This window comes from Acinetobacter sp. YH12205, assembly GCF_013418125.1.
Classification (GTDB): Bacteria; Pseudomonadota; Gammaproteobacteria; order Pseudomonadales; family Moraxellaceae; genus Acinetobacter; species Acinetobacter towneri.
Map to the genome: position 1 here is coordinate 18,464 of NZ_VPCQ01000003.1, position 23,556 is coordinate 42,019.

Below are 23,556 nucleotides of genomic sequence, written 5' to 3' on the forward strand. Positions count from 1 at the left end.
AGAAAACCCGTAAAGCCTAAACTTTACGGGTTCTTCTTTTAATGAACTTTAAGCGATGTTGCAGCAACTTAGAATAAGCGGTTCATACCATTTAAAGTTGCTACACGGTAGGCTTCAGCCATAGTCGGATAGTTAAATGTTGTTTCAACAAAATACTTAATTGTATTGTTCGGGCTGTTCATCACGGCCTGACCAATGTGAATAATCTCTGCAGCATTATTACCAAAGCAATGCACACCCAACACTTCTAAAGTATCACGGTGGAACAGAATCTTTAATTCACCTACGGTATCACCCGTAATTTGCGCACGTGCTAAATGACGGAACGACGCCTGACCAACTTCATACGGAATTTTCTCTTCAGTTAATTCCTGTTCGGTCTTACCAATCGAAGAAATTTCTGGAATGGTGTAGATCCCTGTTGGAATATCAGTTACAGGTACCACATTTTCTTCGCCACTCATATTCGCACCCGCACAACGACCTTGGTCATACGCAGCAGATGCCAATGATGGCCAACCAATCACATCACCCGCAGCATAAATATTATCTACTTCGGTTTGATATTGATCATTAACTGTTAACTGACCACGGCTGTTTGGCTTGAGTTCGACATTTTCAAGACCTAAACCATCGGTATTACCTGAACGACCGTTACACCACAGAATTGCATCGGCTTTAATTTTTTTACCACTTTGCAAATATAAAACCACGTGATCATCAAAAGTTTCTAAATGATCAATTTGCTCATTATGGCGAATCAACACACCCTGCGCACGCAAGTGATATGACAGCGCATCGGAAATTTCATCATCCAAATAGCTGAGTAATTTATGCTGTGTATTGATCAAATCGACTTTGTGATCTAAACCAATAAAAATAGACGCATATTCACAGCCAATTACCCCTGCACCGTAAATAATAATTTTTTGGATAGAAAAGTCCAAATCCAAAATTTTGTCCGAATCAAATACACGTGGATGGTTGAAATCTAAAATTTCAGGACGATACGGACGACTACCCGTTGCAATCACAATTTGCTGACAAATAATGGTTTCTTTAATGCCGTCTGCACTAAAAACCAAAACTGTATTTTTATCTTGAATATAAGCACGGCCATGATAAATCGCAATTTCATTGCGATCATAAAAACGTGAGTGCGTTTCAACCTGCTGTTGAATTACTTTATGTGCACTTTGAAGCACTTGCTTCATGGTAAACTGACGCCAGTCACCCATTTTTTTAAACATTGGGTCACGACGGTAACGAATAATATTAGACACCGTCTGACGCAGTGCTTTACTCGGGATTGTACCCACATGCGTACAGTTACCACCGAGTTGTTCACGAATATCTACAATCGCAACACGCTTACCTGATTTGGCAAGTTTCATTGCCGCGCCTTCACCCGCAGGGCCTGAACCGAGAACTACCGCATCATACTTCACGAAAGTTCCACTAACGACCTCTTTTTTACGTGGCATTCAACGCTCCTTTTCTTTAAATCTATCTTTTCAATGGGCCATATTATGACGTAAATCGTTTGAATTTTCTGTATTTAGTGTGCATATATTACGTGATAACCACATTTTTTATATGAATATCGTTTTTACCCAATTTAAGCACAATTTCGTTATAATAATATGCTCTTATGATGAATGTTCGTTGACATTTTACCGTGCATGTTGGAATTGGCATATTTTGCTTCAACATTCTGTAAAATGTAAGCCATACTAAATCTCTCCCCTTCAAAAACAGTGGAAAAGTTGAATATGTCTGCAAACCGTAAACCTGAACAGGGTGTCAAACTCCGTGGTGCTGAAAAAGTCGCACGTATTCCTGTAAAAGTTGTTCCTACGGTTGAAACGCCTCGCAAGCCTGACTGGATTCGGGTCAAAATGACGGCACCTGAAGAAGTTCAACGCATTAAAACCACTTTGCGTCAGCAAAAATTACATACCGTTTGTGAAGAAGCCGCTTGCCCAAACTTACCTGAATGCTTTGGTGGTGGTACTGCAACCTTTATGATTATGGGTGATATTTGTACCCGTCGCTGCCCATTCTGTGATGTTGCCCATGGTCGACCAAATGCGCTTGACCCTGAAGAGCCACGTCACATGGCAGAAACCATTGCCAATTTAGGCTTAAAATATGCCGTGATCACCTCTGTAGACCGTGATGACCTATTAGATGGCGGTGCGCAGCATTTTGTAGATTGTATTAAAGAAACCCGAGCGCTCAGCCCAGACACCTTATTGGAAATTTTGGTGCCAGACTTCCGTGGTCGTATGGATATTGCACTACGCATTATGACTGAATGTCCGCCAGATGTTTTCAACCACAATATTGAAACTGTGCCACGTTTATATAAAGCCATGCGTCCAGGTTCAGACTATCAACACTCTTTAAACTTACTCAAAATGTTTAAAGAATACTGTCCTGATATTCCAACCAAATGTGGTTTGATGGTGGGCATTGGTGAAACTGAAGAAGAAGTTATTGCACTGTTAGATGATCTTAAAGCGCACGATGTAGATTATGTGACCATTGGTCAATATTTACAGCCATCTAAAGAACATGCGCCAATTGACCGCTTTGTAACACCTGAAGAATTTGAGCGTTATACAGCGCATGGTCAAAAGTTAGGTTTTAAAAATATTTGGGCTGCGCCAATGGTACGTTCAAGTTATTTTGCAGACCGTCAATATTATGGTGAACCTGTACCAACAGTACGTCGTAAAGCCGACCCTGCTAAAAAAATTAGCGTGCAAACCATTGAAGCTTAACACTCGCTTATTTCAAAATTTGCGATAAAGCTAAAACAGCCCCGACTTTATGTTCGGGGTTTTTTATACCTTGTGGATATATTAAAAATAGATAGATGTGAATATTTTTTGATGGTCTACGACCAAGTGCGCATGGTGTCATCGCCATAAATTGTTAATCTATGCACTTAATCTATACACCGAGCTCAAACAATAAAACAGGGATAGTAAAATGTCACAACAAGACTATGACAATGGCTTAAAAGTTCGCACTGAAGTCATGGGCGAAAGCTTTGTAAAACGCGCACAGGACAACACTGTACCATTTACCCAACCTTTGCAGGACTGGATTAATGAACATGCATGGGGTTCAACTTGGCAACGTGAAGGTGTGTTACCACGCAAATATCGTTCCTTAATTACTATCGCCTTTTTAACTGCTTTAAAAAGCCCGACAGAGCTTAAAGGACATATTCGTGGTGCGCTAAATAACGGGGCAAGTGTCGAAGAAATTCAGGAAGTCTTGTTACACAGCTTGCCTTATTGTGGCGCACCTGCAACTCAGGAAGCTTTTCGCGCAGCGTTGGAAGTTTTGGCAGAACATACTGCAAATACTTAAACGCAATCTAAATCAAAAAATATAAACGCTCGACATTTCACTAAAACTATTTGGTGAAATGTCGGTAGAGTTGAGTTTTAAATCCAATACACATTAAAGCTATAAAAGAACTCATTTAACTCAAAGCGCACCTGATAACCCAAATCAGTCAGCTGTGCCGATAAATTTCGAATATCTTCTAAAGGTAAATGTTTTGGCAGCACAGTAAAAACTGCGGTATTGCCCTGCTTGGCATTCTCTTCGATTAAAGACGCCAAACGCTGCTTATATAATTCAATATCTAGCTTGGCATGATCTGAATAAACTTTTGCTTGTTCAGCAGTTAAAAAATTTGCCATCTTATTGTTCTCATTATGACCATGTTTAACATTCAGCATATTGAAACTTGACGATATGGCTCAAGTGATTTTTTGTTATTGTCTGCATAAACGCATGATCAATTAACCCTAATTTTTTAAAAAAATCACACCGAAGATGGCTTTTTCCCAGCAGACCTTTTAGGCTATCGCACAATCTTATGTTGTAATTTTGCTGGATGACATTATGTCAGAATCTGTTTCAATCTCCCCTGCGCTAATGAACCGCGCCATTGCAGGACAAGCCGATGCCCAATTTGAAGTGGCGGTGCTGTATATGCAAAGCGATTTTAATGAAGATATTGAACTTGCCGAACAATGGGCGCTCAAAGCTGCCGCAAACGGACATATCGAAGCCATGTATTGGCTTGGTGAAGGCTATACCGTATATGCCAAAGATGTTCTAGAAGATGACCCTGAAGATGCCAAACAACATTTTGAAGATGCTTTTGTCTGGCTCAAAAAAGCCAGTGATGCACAACACCCTGCCGCTATTTTAGAGTTGGCAGGCTACTACCGTCGTGGTGATGTGGTTGAACAGGATGTCGCTCGCTCTGTGGCATTGGTACAGCAAGCAGCAGAATTGGGCGAAGTACAAGCCATGCGAGACCTTGCTTTTATTTATGCAAATGCTTTGGGTGTAGATGCTGACGAAAATAAAGCTGAATATTGGACACAAAAAGCAGACGCAGCGGAGTAATCCCTTTGTCTAGTCAATCAATTGATGGGCTAGACAATTTTTTGCATGACTCGAATCGTCATTGAATAAAGCTTAGACTTTGAATAACACTTAGACTTCGACCACAATTACTTGTCTGCAAATGCCCTCTTGCTGACGCTGTTGTTCAAACACAGCCGCAGGCATCGGCTCAAAACTGTCAAAGAAACAAATTTCAGCATCATCAATTGAATATAGCAATGAGTGATTGCCCACGCCTTCTAAAGTGTCGTAATAGACAATTATAAATTTATTTTCATCAAATGCGTGCTGAATTTGCTGATAGCCGATTGCCGCCAATACAGGCAATTTAAGCTGTTTAGCTTCGGCATAACTTAACTTTTCTGCATCTTGTAAATCTGGGTCAGGGTCAGTATAAAACTGCACATTAAAGCCAAACTTTTTCAGTCCAACAGCCAAGCCAATTGTGGTTGTGCCCTGCTCTGGCGTATAACCACACACTTCAATCAATTGTTGAATATCGGCATCAATTCCTAAGTGTCGTAGCAACATCCACACTGCGTAAATCCCGCCGTTGGCTTCTAAATTTGCCAACTCTTGAGGAAGCTCTAAAGCCATCATTCAATCTCAAAAATATGTTTGTAGTGATAATAAACAAAACATGATTGGAACTGAATCAATTTCCAAGTACAATATCGCGCTAGTCGAGGGGTGCTGCGACGTTTTACAGGCACGAAATGTAAAATCGCCAGGCTCGACCAGCATAGCAATGCGTTTGCTATGCAAGAAACGGCATCCGCGAACTGAATGATCAATTGTTTTTTATAAGGAGATCGTGATGAACGCGGTTAATGCTTCATTTACAGATTATAAAGTTGCCGATATCACACTAGCTGATTTTGGTCGTAAAGAAATCAAACTTGCAGAAGCAGAAATGCCAGCCCTTATGGGTTTGCGTAAGCGCTACTCAGCTGCAAAACCACTTGCAGGCGCGAAAATTCTCGGCTGTATCCACATGACCATTCAAACTGCTGTTTTAATTGAAACGCTAGTTGAATTAGGCGCAGAAGTTCGTTGGACTTCTTGTAACATCTTCTCTACTCAAGACCACGCTGCTGCAGCAATTGCTGCTTCAGGTGTGCCTGTTTTTGCTTGGAAAGGCGAAACTGAAGAAGAATATGTATGGTGTCTTGAACAACAAATTAATGTAAATGGCACACCATGGGATGCCAACATGATTTTGGACGATGGCGGTGACTTAACTGCACTTGTTCACGAAAAATATCCTGCATTATTAGAGCGCATTCACGGCATTACTGAAGAAACCACTACGGGCGTACAACGTCTAATTGAAATGTGGAAAGATGGTTCTTTAAAAGTGCCTGCAATTAACGTCAACGACTCTGTGACTAAATCTAAAAACGACAATAAATACGGTTGCCGTCACTCACTCAACGATGCGATTAAACGTGGTACAGACATGTTATTGTCTGGTCGTCGTGCATTGGTTATTGGTTACGGTGATGTGGGTAAAGGTTCTGCGCAGTCTTTACGCCAAGAAGGCATGATTGTTCGTGTTTCTGAAATTGACCCAATTTGTGCAATGCAAGCATGTATGGATGGTTACGAAGTTGTATCTCCATACAAAAATGGCGTACAAACAGGTAATAAAGCAGACGTAAACCTAGAGCTTTTAGAAAATACTGACTTGATTGTGACTACAACAGGTAACTATCACGTGTGTGATGCGGCAATGCTAGATACACTTAAAGCAGGCGCTGTCGTATGTAACATTGGTCACTTCGATACAGAAATCGACACCAATTACTTACGTGGTTATAAGTGGGTTGAAGTGAAGCCACAAGTACACCAAGTGTATCGTTCAGAAAACGAAAATGATTATTTAATCTTGCTTTCTGAAGGTCGTTTAGTGAACTTGGGTAACGCAACAGGTCACCCGTCACGTATTATGGACGGTTCTTTTGCGAACCAAGTATTGGCACAAATGCACTTATTTGCAGAGAAATTTGCCGATCTTCCTGCCGATCAAAAACAAGCGGCAATTCGTGTTGAAATCTTACCGAAAAAACTAGACGAAGAAGTTGCTGCTGCAATGGTTGCTGGTTTTGGTGGTGTATTAACACAATTGACTCAAGTACAAGCGGACTACTTAGGTGTAGCTGTTGAAGGTCCGTTTAAATCGGATGCTTATAAATACTAAGTTTTTAATCCTTCTCCCTAACCCTCTCTCATAGGGAGAGGGAATGATTCATTGTTTAATGAATGTATTCGAGGGTAAGTCCTCTCCTGAGCAAGTTTAAAGCACTGCTTTTAAACCCAGCGCAAGAGAGGATTTAGGAGAGGTGAAAAAATATAAATAAGTATTTATAACAAGGATTTAATCATGACCAAACAAGTTCCTATTTCATTTGAATTTTTCCCATCTAAAACCGATGCAGGTGCAGAAAAACTCAAAGTTGTGCATCAAGAATTACAACTTTTAAATCCAGAGTTTTTTTCTATCACTTATGGTGCAGGTGGTTCTACTCGTGAACGTACTTTATCGACCATTAGCGACTTCAATGGCAAAGGCACACCTGTAGCGCCGCACCTGTCTTGTATTGGTGATGACAAAGCGCGTATTGCTGAATTGCTTGATATTTATAAAGCACAAGGCATTGACCGCATTGTGGCTTTGCGTGGTGATTTACCTTCAGGTCAAGTTGGTTTAGGCGAATTGCCGTATGCCTCTGACTTGGTACGTTTTATTCGTGAACATTCAGGTGATCATTTTCACATTGAAGTTGCGGCTTATCCTGAAATGCATCCACAAGCAGACCACTTTGATCAAGACATTAAAAACTTTGTCACCAAAGTAAATGCTGGTGCCAATGCTGCCATCACCCAGTTCTTTTTTAATCCAGATGCGTACTTTTACTTTGTAGAACGTATTCAAAAGCAAGGTGTGAATATTCCTGTTGCGCCTGGCATTATGCCGATTACCAATGCCAGCAATTTAATTCGCTTTGCAGATGGTACAGGTGCAGAAATTCCACGCTGGATTCGTAAGCAATTAGCAACCTATGGTGATGACACAGCTTCAATCAAAGCCTTTGGTCATGAAGTGATTATTAAACTGTGCGAACGCCTGATTGCAGGTGGTGCACCAAGTTTGCATTTTTACACCATGAACAACACCGAACCGACTCGTCAGTTGGTCACAGATCTTGGTTTGGCTTAAGCTGTATTTTTCATATTTATTGACTTGAACGAGTAATCCCTATGCCCCGTTTTTATATTGAGGCTGAATTAGCAGTAGATACACAAGTTGAACTGACTGAAACAGTATTTCATCACTGGGTGAAAGTACTACGCGCACAAGTCGGTGAAACCGCCACCTTGTTCAATGGGCAAGGTGGTGAATATGAAGTGGAACTGGTTGAAGTTACCAAAAAAACAGCGCAAGTGCAGATTAAAAGTTTTAATCCAGACAATCGCATCCCAAGCTTTAGCGCCTTATTAGGACAAGTAATGAGCAAAGGCGATCGTATGGATTATGCGATTCAAAAAGCGGTAGAGCTTGGCGTGACTAACATTCAGTTGCTCACCTCTGAACGCTGTGAAATGCGCTTAAAATATGACCGCGATCAAAAAAAATTAGATCATTGGCAAGGCATTGCCATTGCAGCCTGTGAACAATGTGGCATGAATATCGTACCGAAAATTTTAGCCCCACTACGTTTAGAGGACTGGCTGAATAGTGACCTTCCTACCACCAAATTAGTGTTAGCACCGAATAAAGATCAAGTAGATGTGCTAAACAATGTCAGTAAAGATTTGGCTTTATTAATTGGGCCTGAAGGTGGTTTAAGCGAAACAGAAATTAGCGCTGCCAATGCGGTTGGCTTTCAAAACTGGTGTATTGGTACTCGGGTATTACGCACTGAAACCGCACCTGTGGTTGCTTTAGCTCTCTTAAATTATCGCTTGGCCGAGTAATTTATCCGTTTTTACAGAAATCGATTGCCAATAACATTGCAATTTATAAAGTACAGGATTAATCTCGAACAATATATTAAAAAATTTGCATAAAATTTAAACACAAAACAGCAATATTTTATGCATGAAAGTGATGTTATTTAAAAATATAAATGATGGAATCATTTAACTAGATTTTGGGGAAGTATGTCAGACGCTCAAGATGAATTGTTGCAGCAATACTTAGATGCTGCGCAAATCACCAATACCATTCGGCTTATTCGATTCTTTTTGGTCAGCATCCTGATTGTTTGCCTGTATGTGTTTTTTATTTATCAAATTTCTTTCTCACATTCATCACCTTACTTCAATATCTGGTTTATTCTCACTGAACTGACCATTGGTTCGTGTTTACTGCTCACAGCAATTCACTTTAAAGTGGGACAATATCAACTCCAACAAGCACATCGTTGGTTAAAATTGGTGTGTTTCTTGATCGGAACAGCAATCGCGGTTGGGGTAAGTTTACTGTATTACTTTTTACCTCAGCAAAACCCTGAACTGAGCAACTATGAAGCGATTATTTTAGCGACCTTATTAATTATTGTGAGTCAAACCTTTGCCCTCACCTTTTTAACGCAGCGCTTGAGTTATTTTTGCTGGGTATTCATTCCAGTGATCACACCCTATATTGCCGCACAGTTTTTAGTTCACTCCGAAACTTCCGCTTTCTTTTTTCTCGCGACAAATTTTGCCTTAATTACCTTACTGATTTGTGCCAATACTTCAATGCACATGCATCGTCGTTTATCGAGCGTCTATTTTAAGAACGACCAACTCAAAAAAGCCGCAGAGCAACAAGTCGGCTGGACAGATCAACTCCGCCAACAATTGCAAGTGGAAATGAACAAATCTAAAGATATTGAATTACAACTGCAATTTAACAATCAAATGCTGGAACAAAAAATTAGAGAACGTACCTTTGACTTAGAACAAACCCATCTACACTTAATCAATCAACAACATAGTTTAATTTATGCACATGAAGCCGCAGGTATTAAAGCGTGGGACTGGAATATCCGAGAAAGAAGCATTGTCTTTGGCACTGGCTCACAGCAAACTCGTTTAAAAAATTCCAAAAAGCATCTGAATAAATTACAGCAATTAATTCACCGTGATGATATTGCACACCTTCATCAAACCATGAAAGAGCATTTACGTGGTCAGACAGAACGCTATCAAGCCACTTATCGCATTCAACATAATTCAGGTCAATGGTATTGGGTGCAAGATATTGGGCGGGTAATTGAGCGTGATCCTGTCACCAATAAACCTTTACGCATGGTCGGGGTTCGCCGTGACATTCACCAAGAACGGATTGCACAAGAACGCTTAAAACTCACTGCTAGCGTACTTGAACAAGCAGCTGAAGGTATTTTTATTTTAGATGAAAACCTGCGCTATATTGAAAGCAATCCATTCTATGCACAAATGAGTGGATTTCAACGTGACCATATTATAGGTAAATATCTGTTTGATTTAGTCAAATCCAACAAAGCAAATCCACGCATGACACAAGAGGAAATTGTTCAACAATTACTCAGCAAGGGTGAATATCATACTGAAAGGAATATAAAATTCCGCTCAGGAAAAGAATTAGAAGTTCGTATGCATATCAATGCAGTCAAAGATGAGCAAAACCGTATTATTAATTATATTGGAATTGTGTCTGATTTAACCGAACATAAACTACAAGAACAGCGTTTATCCTATTTAGAAAATTATGATGCGCTGACCGATCTCCCCAATCGTTTTTATTATAATTATCAACTACATCAATATCTTATTTCACAGCAAGATTCATTGCAGCAATTGGCGGTCATTCGACTCAATATTGACCGTTTCAGACCTTTAAACGAATATTTAAGCAATAATGGTGGCGATGAATTACTCCGCCAAGTGGCGCAGCGTTTACGTATCACCAATGCCGAAGCGCTGTTTGTTGCACACTTAAATGGCGATGATTTTGCAATTGTTTATGAAATTTCTCATATTCGCCCTTCAATCGAAGAGCACTGTGAACGTATCACCAAAGCCTTTAATTTGCCGTTTAATGTACAGGGACAAGAACATATTATTACCCTATCGATGGGGGTTTCCCTCTATCCTGAACATGGACGCCAGTTGGATTATCTAAATAATTGTGCTGAACAAGCCTTGTCTGAGGCTAAGCGTTTAGGTGGCAATACCATTAAATATTACACTTTAGACAACACCAAACTGCTAGAGCAGGATGTACATTTAGAGCGTGACTTACGCCAAGCCATTAAAAATGATGAATTAATTGTATATTATCAACCTAAAATTGATTTCCATAATTATCAGGTGATCGGGTTTGAAGCATTGGTGCGCTGGCAGCATCCAACCAAAGGCATTATTCCACCCAACCTATTTATTCCTATTGCAGAACAAACCAGTTTAATTTCCGATATTGGTCGGGTTGTAATTCAACAAACTGCCAAGCAAATTCGTGAATGGAATCTGTTAGGTTTTGATCATATCCAAGTATCGGTTAATGTAGTTGCACAACAACTGCAACGTGGTCAATTGCTGCAAGATTTAGATGATGCGATTAATACCTATCAAATTTCAGGTGCAAGCTTAGAATTAGAAATTACCGAATCCTCTTTAGTGGAAAACTCCACAACCGTGAAGTCTTTATTAGATGAAATTAAACAACGTGATATTCATATCGCCTTAGATGATTTTGGTACAGGCTATTCTTCACTTTCTTACTTAACAGACTTCCCAATTGACAGTTTAAAAATAGACCGTAGCTTTGTTTCTAAAATTGGAAATACCAAACAAGAAGCCATTGTTAGTGCCATGATTGCTATGGGCAAAGCCATGGGCATGAGTGTGGTGGCTGAAGGGATTGAAACTGAGCAACAACTGCAATATTTGCAGAATTTAAATTGTGATATTGCGCAGGGGTATTTATTCTCTAGGCCTTTGCCTGAAAGTGAAGCGACCCAATTTCTAAAAGCCAATTTAGTATCGCGCGCTTATCGCTCCTTAATCTGAAACTAGACCCAAAAGCTCTAAGTTTGTTCTAAAAATAAACAGTGACGTCTGTGCTAAGGGGGCAAGTAATGGTATATTCGATAAGATTCATAAAAAAACCACCAGCATCGCTGGCCAACTTGTCACACACGAGATTCAGATGGACGATCAATCATTAAAACAGCAGGCACTTTACTATCACGAATTTCCAACACCAGGAAAAATCAGCGTTACTCCAAGTAAGCAGCTGGTCAACCAACGTGACTTAGCGCTCGCTTACTCACCAGGTGTCGCAGCACCATGTTTAGAGATTGAACGTGATCCTTCAACAGCTGCACTTTATACCGCTCGCGGTAACTTGGTTGCTGTCGTTAGTAACGGTACAGCAGTATTAGGTTTAGGTAATATCGGTCCTTTGGCGTCTAAACCTGTGATGGAAGGTAAAGGCGTACTCTTTAAAAAGTTTGCTGGTGTCGATGTATTTGACATCGAAATTGCTGAAAATGATCCAGACAAAATTGTAGATATTGTTGCAGCATTAGAACCAACTTTTGGTGGTATTAACCTTGAAGACATCAAGGCGCCAGAATGTTTCTACATTGAGCAAAAACTTCGTGAACGCATGAATATTCCTGTGTTCCACGATGACCAACACGGTACGTCAATCATTGTAGGTTCTGCCCTACTCAATGCCTTGTTACTTAACGGCAAGAAAATTGAAGAAATCAAAATCGTTGCTTCAGGTGCAGGTGCAGCCGCACTGTCTTGTTTAGACCTGTTATGTGCATTGGGCGCGAAAAAAGAAAATATCATTGTTGCGGATTCGCGTGGTCTAATCACCACCAAACGTGAAGGTTTGGATGACTCGAAAAAACGCTATATGCAAGACATTGAAGGAACGCAACTTGCTGATGTAATTAGCGGTGCGGATATGTTCCTTGGTCTTTCTGCAGCGGGTATCTTGACCAAAGCTATGGTCAAAGAAATGGCTGAAAATCCAATTATCTTTGCTTTGGCTAACCCAGACCCAGAAATCTTGCCTGAACATGCGCATGAAGTACGTCCAGATGTGATTATGGCAACAGGTCGTTCGGATTATCCGAACCAAGTTAACAACGCACTTTGCTTCCCGTATATTTTCCGTGGTGCATTAGATGTTGGCGCAACTACCATCAACGAAGAAATGAAAATTGCTTGTGTACACGCAATTGCACGCATGGCACACATTGAAGCAGATGCAGCAACTTATGGTGAAAAATCTGCATCATTTGGTCGTGACTATTTAATTCCACGCCCACTTGATCAGCGTTTAATTCTTGAAATTGCACCTGCAGTTGCTCAGGCAGCAATGGATTCAGGTGTAGCAAGTCGTCCAATTCAAGACTTCTCTGCATACCGTCAGCGTTTGTCTGAGTTTGTATATAACTCGGCATTTATGATGAAGCCTATTTTTGCTCAAGCAAAAACTGATCCTAAACGTATTGCTTATGCAGAAGGTGAAGACTTACGCGTCCTTCGCGCAGTACAAATTGCAGTGGATGAAGGCTTGGCTAAACCAATCCTTGTAGGTCGTACCTCAGTAATTGAAGCGAACATCAAAAAGTTAGGTTTACGTCTTGAACATGGCGTGAATATAGAAATAGTAGACCAGGAAAACAACCCGAACTACGAAAAATTTGCAGATGATTACTACACCATCATGCAGCGTAAAGGCGTTACACCTGAATACGCGCAGCGTGAAGCACGTCGTCGCTCTACCCTCATTGCAGCAATGTTAGTGAAGCATGGTTTAGCCGATGGTATGTTATGTGGTACTTATTCAAGCTACGATATTCACCTTGATTTCGTGAAAAATGTGATTGGTCTAAAAGAAGGTCGCACTAACTTCTTTACCCTTAACGCATTGATGCTTGAAGATCGCAACTTGTTCATTGCCGACACTTATGTCAACACAAACCCAACTGCTGAACAGTTGGCTGAAATGACACTTTTAGCGGCTGAAGAAGTACGCCGTTTTGGTATGACACCACGCGTTGCTCTACTTTCTCACTCAAGTTTTGGTTCTGACCAACAAGACTCTAGCGCACAAAAAATGCGTAAAGTATTTGAAATCTTGAGTGAGATTGCACCTGAGCTTGAAGTTGAAGGTGAAATGCACGGTGATGCAGCATTAGACGAAAATATCCGTCATTTTGCTTTCCCGAACTCACGCTTCAAAGGTTCTGCAAACTTGTTGATTATGCCGAACTTAGATGCTGCCAATATTTCATTTAACTTGTTGAAATCGACTTCAGGTAACAATGTTACGATTGGCCCTATCTTGTTAGGTGCAGCAAAACCTGTACATATTTTGACTCCGACTGCAACGACACGTCGTGTTGTGAATATGACTGCCCTCACTGTTGCTGAAATTCAACAAACAGCACAAGTTAAAGCATAAACCTATATTTCTGAGTGACTGACTCAGAATTATAGACTTGAGAAAACCTCTATTCTGTAGCATGATTGCTTGAAGAATAGAGGTTTTTTCATGCAAGTTTATTTAGTAGGCGGTGCAGTTCGAGATCACTTACTCGGGCATCCCTATCACGAAAAAGATTATGTTGTCGTTGGCGCAACGCCCGAACAACTTTTGGCTCAAGGCTTTCAACCTGTGGGCAAAGACTTCCCTGTTTTTCTTCATCCTGAAACCAAAGATGAATATGCACTTGCTCGCACTGAGCGCAAATCTGGACACGGTTATCACGGTTTTGAATTTCATACCGACCCAAGCGTGACCTTAGAAGAAGATTTAATCCGTCGTGATTTAACCATTAACGCCATGGCAATGGATAGTGATGGCAATGTCTACGACCCTTACGGTGGACAGCAAGATCTGTGCAATAAAGTGCTGCGCCATGTTTCCAATGCTTTTGTAGAAGACCCGTTACGGGTGCTGCGTATTGCTCGTTTTGCAGCACGTTATCATGCTTTAGGCTTTGTGGTTGCACCTGAAACCTTGTTATTAATGCAAGAGTTGGCAGAATCTGGTGAGTTACATGCGCTGACACCTGAACGCGTATGGAAAGAAACTTCACGTGCCTTAATGGAAGCACGTGCCGATGTTTATTTTGAAACATTGCGTGCCTGTGGTGCTTTAAAAGTTTTATTTCCTGAATTAGATGCTTTATTCGGTATTCCACAGCGTCCTGAATATCACCCTGAAATTGACAGTGGTGTGCACACCATGATGTCACTACAACAAGCCTGTCGTGCCAATTACTCACTCGATGTACGCTTTGCAGTGTTATTGCATGATTTAGGCAAGGCCTTGACCCCTGCCGATGAATTACCACGGCACATTATGCATGAAGAACGTGGGATTCGACCTGTAACGGAAGTGTGTGAACGCCTGCGCGTACCGACCAATACCAAACAACTTGCACTTGCTGTATGTAAAGAGCATTTAAAATGCCACCAAGCATTGAGCTTAAAGCCTGGCACGTTATGGCGCTTATTACAGCGTTTGGATGTCTTGCGTCGTCCTGAGCGTGTAGAAGCCTTTGTACAAGCCTGTGAATGTGACTCTCGTGGGCGTTTAGGTTTGGAAGATCGTGACTATCCGCAAGCGAGCTATATTTTGGAAGCGATTCAAGTGGTACGCAGCATTAAGGCGCAAGACTTACCTGCCGATGTCCAAGGCCCCGATATTGGTGAAATGCTGATTGAACGACGCATTAAAGCGATTGAGCAATTAAAGGCACGTCACTTGGCTGCTACTGCTTAGGCTATTTAAGTCTATAGAACGTCATTACATGCGTTCTTTGATCTATCATTCTTAACCTATTTAAGTCAGCCTAAATTTCTGATCGAAAAGCCGTAATCTTCTAAAATATAGAAGCTACGGCTTTTTAGCTCAAATAAATCCTTCTTGAAATAAGAAACTGTCTTTTGCTTTTAGGCAAGCTGCGCAGGAAAGCTAATCACTTGCTCTAAACGCATCTGCTCAGTTGCAATCATCAATAAGCGATCTATGCCCAAGGCGATACCTGAACATTCAGGCATGTTCGGCAACGCAGCCAATAAATATTCATCAATTGGCATCACATGTAAACCAAGTTGTGCGCGTTCTGCATTATCGGCTTCAAAACGAGAACGCAGCACAGTAGCATCAATCAATTCATCATAGGCATTGGCAAGCTCTAAACCTTCGATATATAGCTCAAAACGGGCTGCGACCAATTCCCCATCATCATCTGTTCTGGTTTTAGCCAAAGATGCTAATTCAGGTGGAAAATCGGTTAAAAATACAGGAGCATCAAAGCCCAAACTTGGTTCTACAAAATGTGAAAACAATAGGTCGATGTAGCCTAGACGGTCATCACCCAAATCCAGATGCAAACCCACACGATGACAGCAGTCTTTCAATTGTTGCAGACTTGCCTGTAAAGGATTTAAATCCAAACGATCCATAAATGCGTGTTTATAACTCAACACTGTTGGACGTACTTCGCCAAAGCGTTGTTTTAACGTCAGATTAAGTAAATCTGTCACCTCAAACATAAGCTCTTTCAGGCTAAATTCGGGACGATACCATTCTAACATGGTAAATTCGCTGTTGTGTTTACGTCCATGCTCATCATCACGAAAGACTTTGCAAATTTGATAAATAGCACCACTACCACTGGCCAATAAACGCTTCATGGCAAATTCAGGTGAGGTCTGTAAATAGTGCGTATGCAATTTGCCCTGCACATGGCGCTGTGCTTGCACTGAAGCCAAATGCACATCTGTCACTCCTGCCTGTGACAAAATTGGCGTTTCAACTTCAAGTACTTCACGTTCCGCAAAAAACTGGCGTATTTGTGCATACAATTGTGCACGTGCGCGCATGCTGTTTAAGTCGCAAGTTGGTTGATATTGGAGATTTGAACTCATGCTTGCGGGCCTCCGTGTGCTGCCCATTCACGACGCAGAGGATAGGTTTTTCTTAAATGATCAAAAGCCTGCTGCTCAACTTTGCCCGCTTTGACACAGGCACGTAAATTGGCATCATCCTGTGCAATATCATAAATTTGACTTAAATGTGCATGCAGACTATTTTTCAAATCTTGGGTTTTGAAATATTGCGCGCAGCTTGGCAATTGAGTTTCAAATTGTTTTGTGGCATCTAAACCAAAATTTTCACAAAAAGCCTGATAAATCATTTGTGTGCCGCGTGCCTTGCCTTCTAGGCTATACCCTGCAATATGCGGGGTTGCCAAAGCAAGCAAATCTAATAATTCTGCAGAGATTTCAGGTTCATATTCAAAAACATCTAATACCACTAAACGCTGAGTATGTTGAATATCCTGCATTAAAGCCGCTTCTTCTACCACTGGCCCACGCGCTGAATTAATCAGAATGGCTTGAGGCTTCATACATGCCAAACGCGCTGCATTAATTAAATGATGAGTAGGATGTTCACCAGTTTCTGTTAATGGCACATGAATGGAAATTGCATCTGCCTGTTGTAATAGTGCATCTAAGTCACATTGCTGCACATTGGGCAACTGCACAAATGGATCGTATGCGATGACATCCCAACCTAATAATTGTGCCATTTTGACCAAGCGCGAGCCGACATTGCCCAGTCCAATAATGCCAAGTTTAAAGTTTTGATTGGCATGTAGTAATTCAGGCTCGAGATGAAGCAATGCGGTAATCACATACTCACTCACCGCCTGCGCATTACAACCTGCCGCATTTGACCATGCAATGCCCTGCTGCTCGATGGCTGGGATATCAAGGTGGTCTGTGCCAATGGTCGCGCTGCCAATAAATTGAAGCGCGGTCTGTTGAATCAATGCTGCATTCACTTGGGTGACGGAACGAACTAGCAGCGCATCAGCATCTTGCACATCTTGATGCGTTAGACGGCGTCCAGCCTTGTGCTCTATTTCTGCCAAATCTGCAAAGAAATAATCGGTATATGCCAGATTTTCATCTGCAATGATTTTCATAACGCCATCCCATGTGTGTTTGCTTGTTTATGATAGCTTGAGTTGTCTAGGATGACTATGATTGTTGAGATTAATGCAGAATTGTTGAACAGCAAGCCGACGATTCATTTAGGTGGAAACATGTACGTCTATATAAAAGTTGCATATTCACAGCAAAAAAATCAGCCACCCGAAGGTGGCTGACTGCTATAGATTAAGCGAGTTAAATCTTAACCAATAAATTTACGCGCATTGCGGAACATACGTAACCATGCACCATCTTCAGTCCATTCTTCAGGTTTCCAAGAATGTTGAAGCGCACGGAAATTACGTTCAGGGTGCGGCATCATAATTGTTGCACGACCATCTTTTGAAGTTACGCCTGAAATACCTTCTGGCGAACCATTCGGGTTCATTGGATAATGTTGAGTCGCATTTCCGTGGCTATCGACATAACGTAAAATCACTTGGTTGCCTGCGTTCAAGGCTGCCAAATTAGCTTCTGGTGCAACGACGCGACCTTCACCATGTGCCACTGCGATTGGTAAAATCGAGCCTTCCATATCTTGCAATAATACAGAGTTTGATTTTTCCACACGGACGTTAACGCTACGCGCTTCAAACACTTCTGAAGTATTGCGATGGAAACGTGGCCACGCTTCTGCACCTGGAATGAGTGGTGCCAATTGTGACAACATTTGACAACCGTTACAGATACCCAGTGAGAACGTTTCTTGACGGTTAAAGAATTTCTCAAACTGGTCGCGTAATTTCGGGTTGAACAAGACTGACTTCGCCCAGCCACCGCCAGCACCTAATACGTCACCGTAAGAGAAACCACCACACGCCACTAAGCCTTCAAAGTCGTCTAAATCGACACGCCCTGCAAGCAAGTCACTCATGTGTACGTCAACGGTGTTAAAGCCGACTTTGTCAAATGCTGCCGCCATTTCTACATGACCGTTTACGCCTTGTTCACGTAAAATCACCATGTTAGGACGACGTGTGTTGATGTATGGCGCTTCAACTGGCTCATTTAAGTCAAATGTCGGTTGAGCAATTAAGCCTTTGTGGTTTTTGTCTGTGATCAAAGCAAATTCTTGATCAGCAGTTTCTGAGTTGTCACGTAAACGCTGGATTTGGTGTGATACTTCACTCCAAGCCGCTTGCAAATCGGCACGTTCAAGCACCAAGCCATTTACAGCAAGTTGGTCTGTGCTATTAACTGTACCGACTACCGAAATCGCATCTTTCAAAGTAGATGCAGCAACTTCAGCAGCTAAGTTAGCCCAGTCTGCTTTAGAGATTTGTAGTACTGCACCAATTTCTTCAGCAAACAATGCCGCAACAGATTGATCTTCTAACGCCACACCTAAACGTGAAGCGAACATCATTTCTGTTACAGTTGCCAATAAACCACCATCACCAATGTCGTGATAAGCTTGAATCAAGCCACGGTTATTCCAGTCTTGTACCAAAGCAAAGAATGCTTTGAATTCGTCAAAGTTATCGACATCTGGTGTTACTGAACCAATAGCTTTATACACTTGCGCTAAAATTGAACCGCCTAAACGGAACTGACCTTTAGACAAGTCAATACGTACCAATACTGAATCGGTATTTTTCAATTCAGGGGTTAGTGTTTTACGTACATCGGTCACTGGTGCAAATGCAGTAATTACACCTGACATTGGTGAAGTTACAGATTTATCAACACCTTCGTCATTCCAAGTGGTACGCATAGACAATGAGTCTTTACCTACTGGAATTGCAATTCCTAGCGCAGGACACATTTCCATACCAATGGCTTTTACACCTTCAAACAAAGCTTGGTCTTCGCCTTTTTGACCTGCTGCTGCCATCCAGTTTGCAGATAATTTAATGTCGCTGATCTGGTCAATTTTGGCTGACATGATATTGGAAATAGATTCTGCCACTGCCAAACGCGCAGATGCTGCAGGGTTTAATAAAGCTACAGGTGGACGTTCACCCATCGCCATTGCTTCACCTGTAAAGCCTTGCAAGCTGGTAGTGGTTACTGCTGCATCTGCAACAGGCACCTGCCATGGGCCAACCAACTGATCACGTGCAACCATACCTGTAATTGAACGGTCACCAATCGTGATTAGGAATGATTTAGAAGCAACAGTTGGATTCTTGATGACACGGTAAATCGCATCTTTCAGATCAGTAACTTGAGCTGCATCAAAATCATCACCTTGACGCTCAATGCTTTCATAAGAACGGCTCATGCGTGGCGTACCACCTAACAAGACCTGCATTGGCATATCTACAGCTTTGTTATTGAACAGTGGATCTTCAACCGTTAAATGACGCGCTTCTGTCGCTTCACCCAATACTGCAAACGGACAACGCTCACGCGCACAGATTGATTCAAATAATTCTAAAGAACTTGGACGGATGGCCAATACATAACGCTCTTGCGCTTCGTTTGACCAAATTTCCATTGGTGACATGCCTGGTTCTAAAGATGGAATCTTACGCAAATCAAGTACAGCACCTAGTTCGTGATCATTCACCAACTCAGGCATTGCGTTCGAAATACCACCTGCACCCACGTCATGCACTGATACGATTGGGTTAGCATCTTCCAAACGCCAGCATGTATCAATCACTTCTTGGCAACGGCGTTCCATTTCTGGGTTTTCACGTTGTACTGAAGCGAAGTCAAGATTTTCACCCATGGTTCCGCTATCTACAGAAGATGCAGCGCCACCGCCTAAACCGATCAACATCGCAGGGCCGCCTAAAACGATTAATAAATCGCCTGGCTGAATTGGGTCTTTTTCGACATGGTCTGGACGAATGTTGCCGTAACCACCTGCAATCATGATTGGTTTATGGAAGCCTTTTACTTCACCATTCACGTTTTGCTCGAAAGTACGGAAGTAACCATTTAACGCAGGACGACCAAATTCGTTGTTAAACGCTGCACCGCCCAATGGGCCTTCAATCATAATTTGTAATGGCGATGCCATACGTGAAGGCTTGCCATAGTTTTCTTCCCAAGGCTGTTCAAAACCAGGAATATTTAAATTCGATACTGTAAAGCCTGTTAAACCTGCTTTTGGTTTACCACCACGACCTGTCGCGCCTTCATCACGGATTTCACCACCCGAACCTGTCGCAGCACCTGCAAATGGTGCAATTGCAGTTGGGTGGTTGTGTGTTTCCACTTTCATAAGAATGTGGGCAGCTTGGCTCTTATATTTATAAACGTAGTGACCTGTTGCAGCATCTTTTTTCGGATAGAAACGCTGCGTATCAAAACCAACAATCACCGAAGCGTTGTCTTTGTAAGCCGACAATACGTCTGTTGGTGATTCTTTATAAGTATTTTTGATCATTTGGAACAATGACAATGGCTGTACTTCGCCATCAATTGTCCATTCAGAACCAAAGATTTTGTGACGGCAGTGCTCAGAGTTGGCTTGTGCAAACATCATCAATTCAATGTCATGCGGATTACGGCCTAACTTGATAAATGCTTCGGTTAAATAATCAATTTCTTCATCAGACAAGGCAAAACCAAACTCACTGTTGGCTTTTACCAATGCCGCTTTGCCTTCACCCAAAATATCAATGCTATTTAAAGGTTTTGGTTCAGTTTCAACAAATAACGCTGCAGCATCGTTAATGTGGTTAAACACACTTTCGGTCATGCGGTCATGCAATACTTGTTTTACTTCGTTTGAAACGTCTGTAATACCTTTTAAGGTAAACAAAACACCGCGTTCTAGGCGGTGTACAAGCGTATTACAGTTGGCAAAAATATCGGTTGCTTTTGATGACCAAGGAGAAATTGTGCCCACACGTGGTGTCACTAAAATTTGAACTTCATCACTTGCAGCTTGGCGTAATTCAAAAGATGCACCATCGTTTAAAAGCTGTAAAGCAGATTGCTGTTGTTGCTCGTCGAGCGCTTGGTCAAATAAATAAACCCATTGGCTATCGAAAGATTGAACAGAACTCATTGACGCTAAACGGTTTAAGAGTTGAGTTTTCTTAAAAGATGAATGTGCAGGTGCACCGGCAACGATAAACATGCTGATTTTGGCTCCACGGGCTGATCTTTTGGACCATGCCACAATGTGACTTGAAGAGAGCGCATATTCTACTGTGAAATGCCATAATCAGCTAGATGGAAAATGGTTTTCTTGGCGCGTTTCGGCAGTAAAACTTCCGAATGTTGATTTAAAGCCTCTATTTCAGATCAATGTATTCAAGATTCGTGCTTTAAATTGCACAAAGCACTCTCACTGTGGAAATTACTGAATGATTGATGCTGTTTTTATTTTCTATGCCATCTGTTTACACACAGATGCTCTAAAGATCAGGACATGACGCTCAACTTCCGCCTTGCTCAATATCAACTAATCAAAGCACCTCAAATTCAATACGTCGATTTTTCTTACGTCCTTGTGGCGTTGTATTGTCTGCGACAGGCTGATTAGAACCTTGACCTTCGGTGCTTAAATGCGTTATCGCAATACCTTTATCGATCAAATAATTTTTTACCGCGCCTGCACGTGATTGGCTTAACACTATATTTTTATGCGCATCGCCCGAACTGTCTGTATGTCCAACAATTTTCACTTTTTTGGTGCCAACTTGCTTCAATGCCACAGCCATTTCATCCAGAATTTTTTGCCCTACGTCAGTCAAAATTGCACTGCCCGATTCAAACTCAACAATCCTGTTTTTGAGCGCAGCATCCAGCATTTTTTGTTCATACTGACTCCCCGAAAGCTGTGTGTTCAAACGATAAGGCTGCTGTACCAAAGCCTGAAAATTTGCTGTCGTGGCTTGAATTTGATGAGCAGCATTCACTTTTCCTTTCAAATCAACTTGAGTCCCTTTCACACGTAACTGCCCTTGAGAAATCTTTTTTAACTCTGCTGTAATCATACGAGTGACTGAATCATCCCAACCATTCGGTGCAGCAACTGCACGGACTTGAATTTTATCTAACACCTGCGATTCACCATACACAGCTTGCATTTTCGCCAAAATGGCTTGTTTACTTGCTTCGTTTGGCACCACACCTTCTATAACAATGGGCGCTGCATAGATCAAATGACTTTGGACTAAAAAACACAAGCCAATAAGTAGACTTACGCGAATACGTTTTTGATTATTTTTCATATTTATTCATCTAAAAAAGTTTGTCTAAACAGCTTTAATGCTTGGTTAAGATTTAACTGCCGCTGACAAAGTAATTGTTCCAATGTTGCAAGACCTGCATTTTGTTCTAAATAAGCATCAATCCAAGTGGCTTGAATTAAAGAAACCCAATGTTCACCCTGCATATTTTGAATAAATAGATCGCGCAGCGTCATGACATCAGCCCCCTGAAAATCAATGATCAAAATGGGTGCCTCAAAATGTAGTATCCCCAGCAAAATTTCAGTATGATGCGCGCCTAAAAACCGCCCGATCATGCCCATCCAAAATGCTGCGATTTCAAAGCAATATCGCGGATGATTCAGCGGTAAAATCATCACTTTGTTTAAACGACGAGTGCCATTTTTGAGGACGGGTTGCAGTAAAAGTCCCAACCCAATCATACTCTGAGCCAAGTCATTGACACTGATTTTCATTAATTGTGCCAATGAATGCGTGCTGTGTTTTTCATAAAAGTCTTGGTATTCTTCTGCACTCAAAAGTTGAACCCTATTCGGCAATTGATTCAACAGTTCAAATGACATATTGGGATCACAGATATTGCTTAAGACCTGATTGCGTTGCAATAAATCAGTCCAAATAGCTTTGTAAGAAAATGGCGCAAATAACAAATTTTGACTGGGATTTCCGACCTCAAACAACTGACCCAGTAGCATTGGAAATGCCCGCCCCGAGCTATCTTGGCTCGCCTTTAAATTAACAGCTAAAAACATTGGTTCTGCTGGATGGGCAATCAAAAAATCTAAAGCAGGCAAAGTTGCATAACGCTGTTTAAAATCTGCGCTCTGCATGGCATGTTCCAGTGCATTACTAATCCACTGATCGAGCTGCTGAATGAGTTCCGATTGCCCTTTAGACTTTATAAAATCACCACGGGCAGGTATTTTTCCATAATATAAAGGTACGGTTTTTACTGCTTGCATACCCACCA

Annotated in this window: 18 protein-coding genes; 10 read left to right on the forward strand and 8 right to left on the reverse strand. The window is 41.5% G+C overall.

The window, feature by feature from the left end; translation table 11 throughout:
- Nucleotides 1-68: 68 nt before the first annotated feature.
- Nucleotides 69-1,484 carry a Si-specific NAD(P)(+) transhydrogenase gene (gene sthA / locus FTU92_RS04520; protein ID WP_168418062.1) on the reverse strand — a complete coding sequence of 472 codons (1,416 nt, stop codon included), beginning with the start codon at nt 1,482-1,484 and terminating at the stop codon, nt 69-71.
- Between the two features lie 288 nt (nt 1,485-1,772).
- Here sthA and lipA point away from each other — a divergent pair, with 288 nt between their 5' ends.
- Nucleotides 1,773-2,786, forward strand: coding sequence for a lipoyl synthase (lipA, locus tag FTU92_RS04525; protein WP_168461188.1), 1,014 nt, complete (start codon nt 1,773-1,775; stop codon nt 2,784-2,786).
- A gap of 211 nt (nt 2,787-2,997) precedes the next feature.
- Nucleotides 2,998-3,384, forward strand: a complete 387-nt coding sequence (locus tag FTU92_RS04530) for a carboxymuconolactone decarboxylase family protein (RefSeq protein ID WP_004972770.1) — start codon at nt 2,998-3,000, stop codon at nt 3,382-3,384.
- A gap of 77 nt (nt 3,385-3,461) precedes the next feature.
- On the opposite strand, the gene FTU92_RS04535 is transcribed toward FTU92_RS04530, so the two are convergent.
- Nucleotides 3,462-3,722, reverse strand: a complete 261-nt coding sequence (locus FTU92_RS04535) for a hypothetical protein (protein ID WP_004972768.1) — start codon at nt 3,720-3,722, stop codon at nt 3,462-3,464.
- Nucleotides 3,723-3,927: 205 nt separating this feature from the next.
- Between FTU92_RS04535 and FTU92_RS04540 the strand changes: the two genes are divergently transcribed.
- Nucleotides 3,928-4,440, forward strand: coding sequence for a tetratricopeptide repeat protein (locus tag FTU92_RS04540; RefSeq protein ID WP_131261573.1), 513 nt, complete (start codon nt 3,928-3,930; stop codon nt 4,438-4,440).
- 90 nt (nt 4,441-4,530) lie between these two features.
- Here the strand turns inward: FTU92_RS04540 and FTU92_RS04545 are convergent, their stop codons facing one another.
- The gene (locus FTU92_RS04545) at nt 4,531-5,037 is read right to left on the reverse strand and encodes a cysteine peptidase family C39 domain-containing protein (RefSeq protein ID WP_096902396.1); all 507 of its coding nucleotides are present in this window, start codon (nt 5,035-5,037) and stop codon (nt 4,531-4,533) included.
- A gap of 220 nt (nt 5,038-5,257) precedes the next feature.
- On the opposite strand from FTU92_RS04545, the gene ahcY reads away from it, so the two are divergent.
- The 6 genes from ahcY to FTU92_RS04575 all read left to right on the forward strand — a co-directional run bounded on the left by ahcY (nt 5,258) and on the right by FTU92_RS04575 (nt 15,226).
- Nucleotides 5,258-6,640, forward strand: a complete 1,383-nt coding sequence (ahcY, locus tag FTU92_RS04550; protein ID WP_004972762.1) for an adenosylhomocysteinase — start codon at nt 5,258-5,260, stop codon at nt 6,638-6,640.
- Between the two features lie 183 nt (nt 6,641-6,823).
- The gene (gene metF / locus FTU92_RS04555; protein WP_179997277.1) at nt 6,824-7,660 is read left to right on the forward strand and encodes a methylenetetrahydrofolate reductase [NAD(P)H]; all 837 of its coding nucleotides are present in this window, start codon (nt 6,824-6,826) and stop codon (nt 7,658-7,660) included.
- A 41-nt stretch (nt 7,661-7,701) separates the two neighbouring features.
- A complete protein-coding gene (locus FTU92_RS04560) occupies nt 7,702-8,418 on the forward strand; it encodes a 16S rRNA (uracil(1498)-N(3))-methyltransferase (protein WP_004972758.1) in 717 nt (238 codons plus the stop codon).
- 186 nt (nt 8,419-8,604) lie between these two features.
- The gene (locus FTU92_RS04565; RefSeq protein WP_180095735.1) at nt 8,605-11,481 is read left to right on the forward strand and encodes an EAL domain-containing protein; all 2,877 of its coding nucleotides are present in this window, start codon (nt 8,605-8,607) and stop codon (nt 11,479-11,481) included.
- 139 nt (nt 11,482-11,620) lie between these two features.
- Complete coding sequence (locus FTU92_RS04570) at nt 11,621-13,900, forward strand: NADP-dependent malic enzyme (protein ID WP_179988933.1); 2,280 nt, start codon at nt 11,621-11,623, stop codon at nt 13,898-13,900.
- Between the two features lie 90 nt (nt 13,901-13,990).
- Entirely contained in the window at nt 13,991-15,226 is a 1,236-nt protein-coding gene (locus FTU92_RS04575; protein WP_004972751.1) for a multifunctional CCA addition/repair protein, read from the forward strand.
- A 170-nt stretch (nt 15,227-15,396) separates the two neighbouring features.
- Here FTU92_RS04575 and epmA read toward each other — a convergent pair whose 3' ends face one another.
- Together epmA and FTU92_RS04585 are read right to left on the reverse strand one after the other, a co-directional pair.
- Nucleotides 15,397-16,377 carry an EF-P lysine aminoacylase EpmA gene (epmA, locus tag FTU92_RS04580; protein WP_096902381.1) on the reverse strand — a complete coding sequence of 327 codons (981 nt, stop codon included), beginning with the start codon at nt 16,375-16,377 and terminating at the stop codon, nt 15,397-15,399.
- Entirely contained in the window at nt 16,374-17,441 is a 1,068-nt protein-coding gene (locus FTU92_RS04585; RefSeq protein WP_004972744.1) for a 4-phosphoerythronate dehydrogenase, read from the reverse strand. Before FTU92_RS04585 ends, epmA begins: the two co-directional genes overlap by 4 nt.
- A 51-nt stretch (nt 17,442-17,492) precedes the next feature.
- On the opposite strand from FTU92_RS04585, the gene FTU92_RS14080 reads away from it, so the two are divergent.
- Nucleotides 17,493-17,624 carry a hypothetical protein gene (locus FTU92_RS14080; protein ID WP_257218753.1) on the forward strand — a complete coding sequence of 44 codons (132 nt, stop codon included), beginning with the start codon at nt 17,493-17,495 and terminating at the stop codon, nt 17,622-17,624.
- 26 nt (nt 17,625-17,650) lie between these two features.
- Here the strand turns inward: FTU92_RS14080 and purL are convergent, their stop codons facing one another.
- From purL to tagF, 3 genes are all read right to left on the reverse strand, one after another.
- Nucleotides 17,651-21,487, reverse strand: coding sequence for a phosphoribosylformylglycinamidine synthase (purL, locus tag FTU92_RS04590; RefSeq protein ID WP_180095737.1), 3,837 nt, complete (start codon nt 21,485-21,487; stop codon nt 17,651-17,653).
- A gap of 331 nt (nt 21,488-21,818) precedes the next feature.
- Nucleotides 21,819-22,586 carry an OmpA family protein gene (locus FTU92_RS04595; protein ID WP_154320504.1) on the reverse strand — a complete coding sequence of 256 codons (768 nt, stop codon included), beginning with the start codon at nt 22,584-22,586 and terminating at the stop codon, nt 21,819-21,821.
- A gap of 2 nt (nt 22,587-22,588) precedes the next feature.
- Nucleotides 22,589-23,548: a type VI secretion system-associated protein TagF gene (tagF, locus tag FTU92_RS04600; protein ID WP_179988943.1), complete on the reverse strand. Its 960-nt coding sequence runs from the start codon at nt 23,546-23,548 to the stop codon at nt 22,589-22,591.
- Between the last annotated feature and the right edge of the window lie 8 nt (nt 23,549-23,556).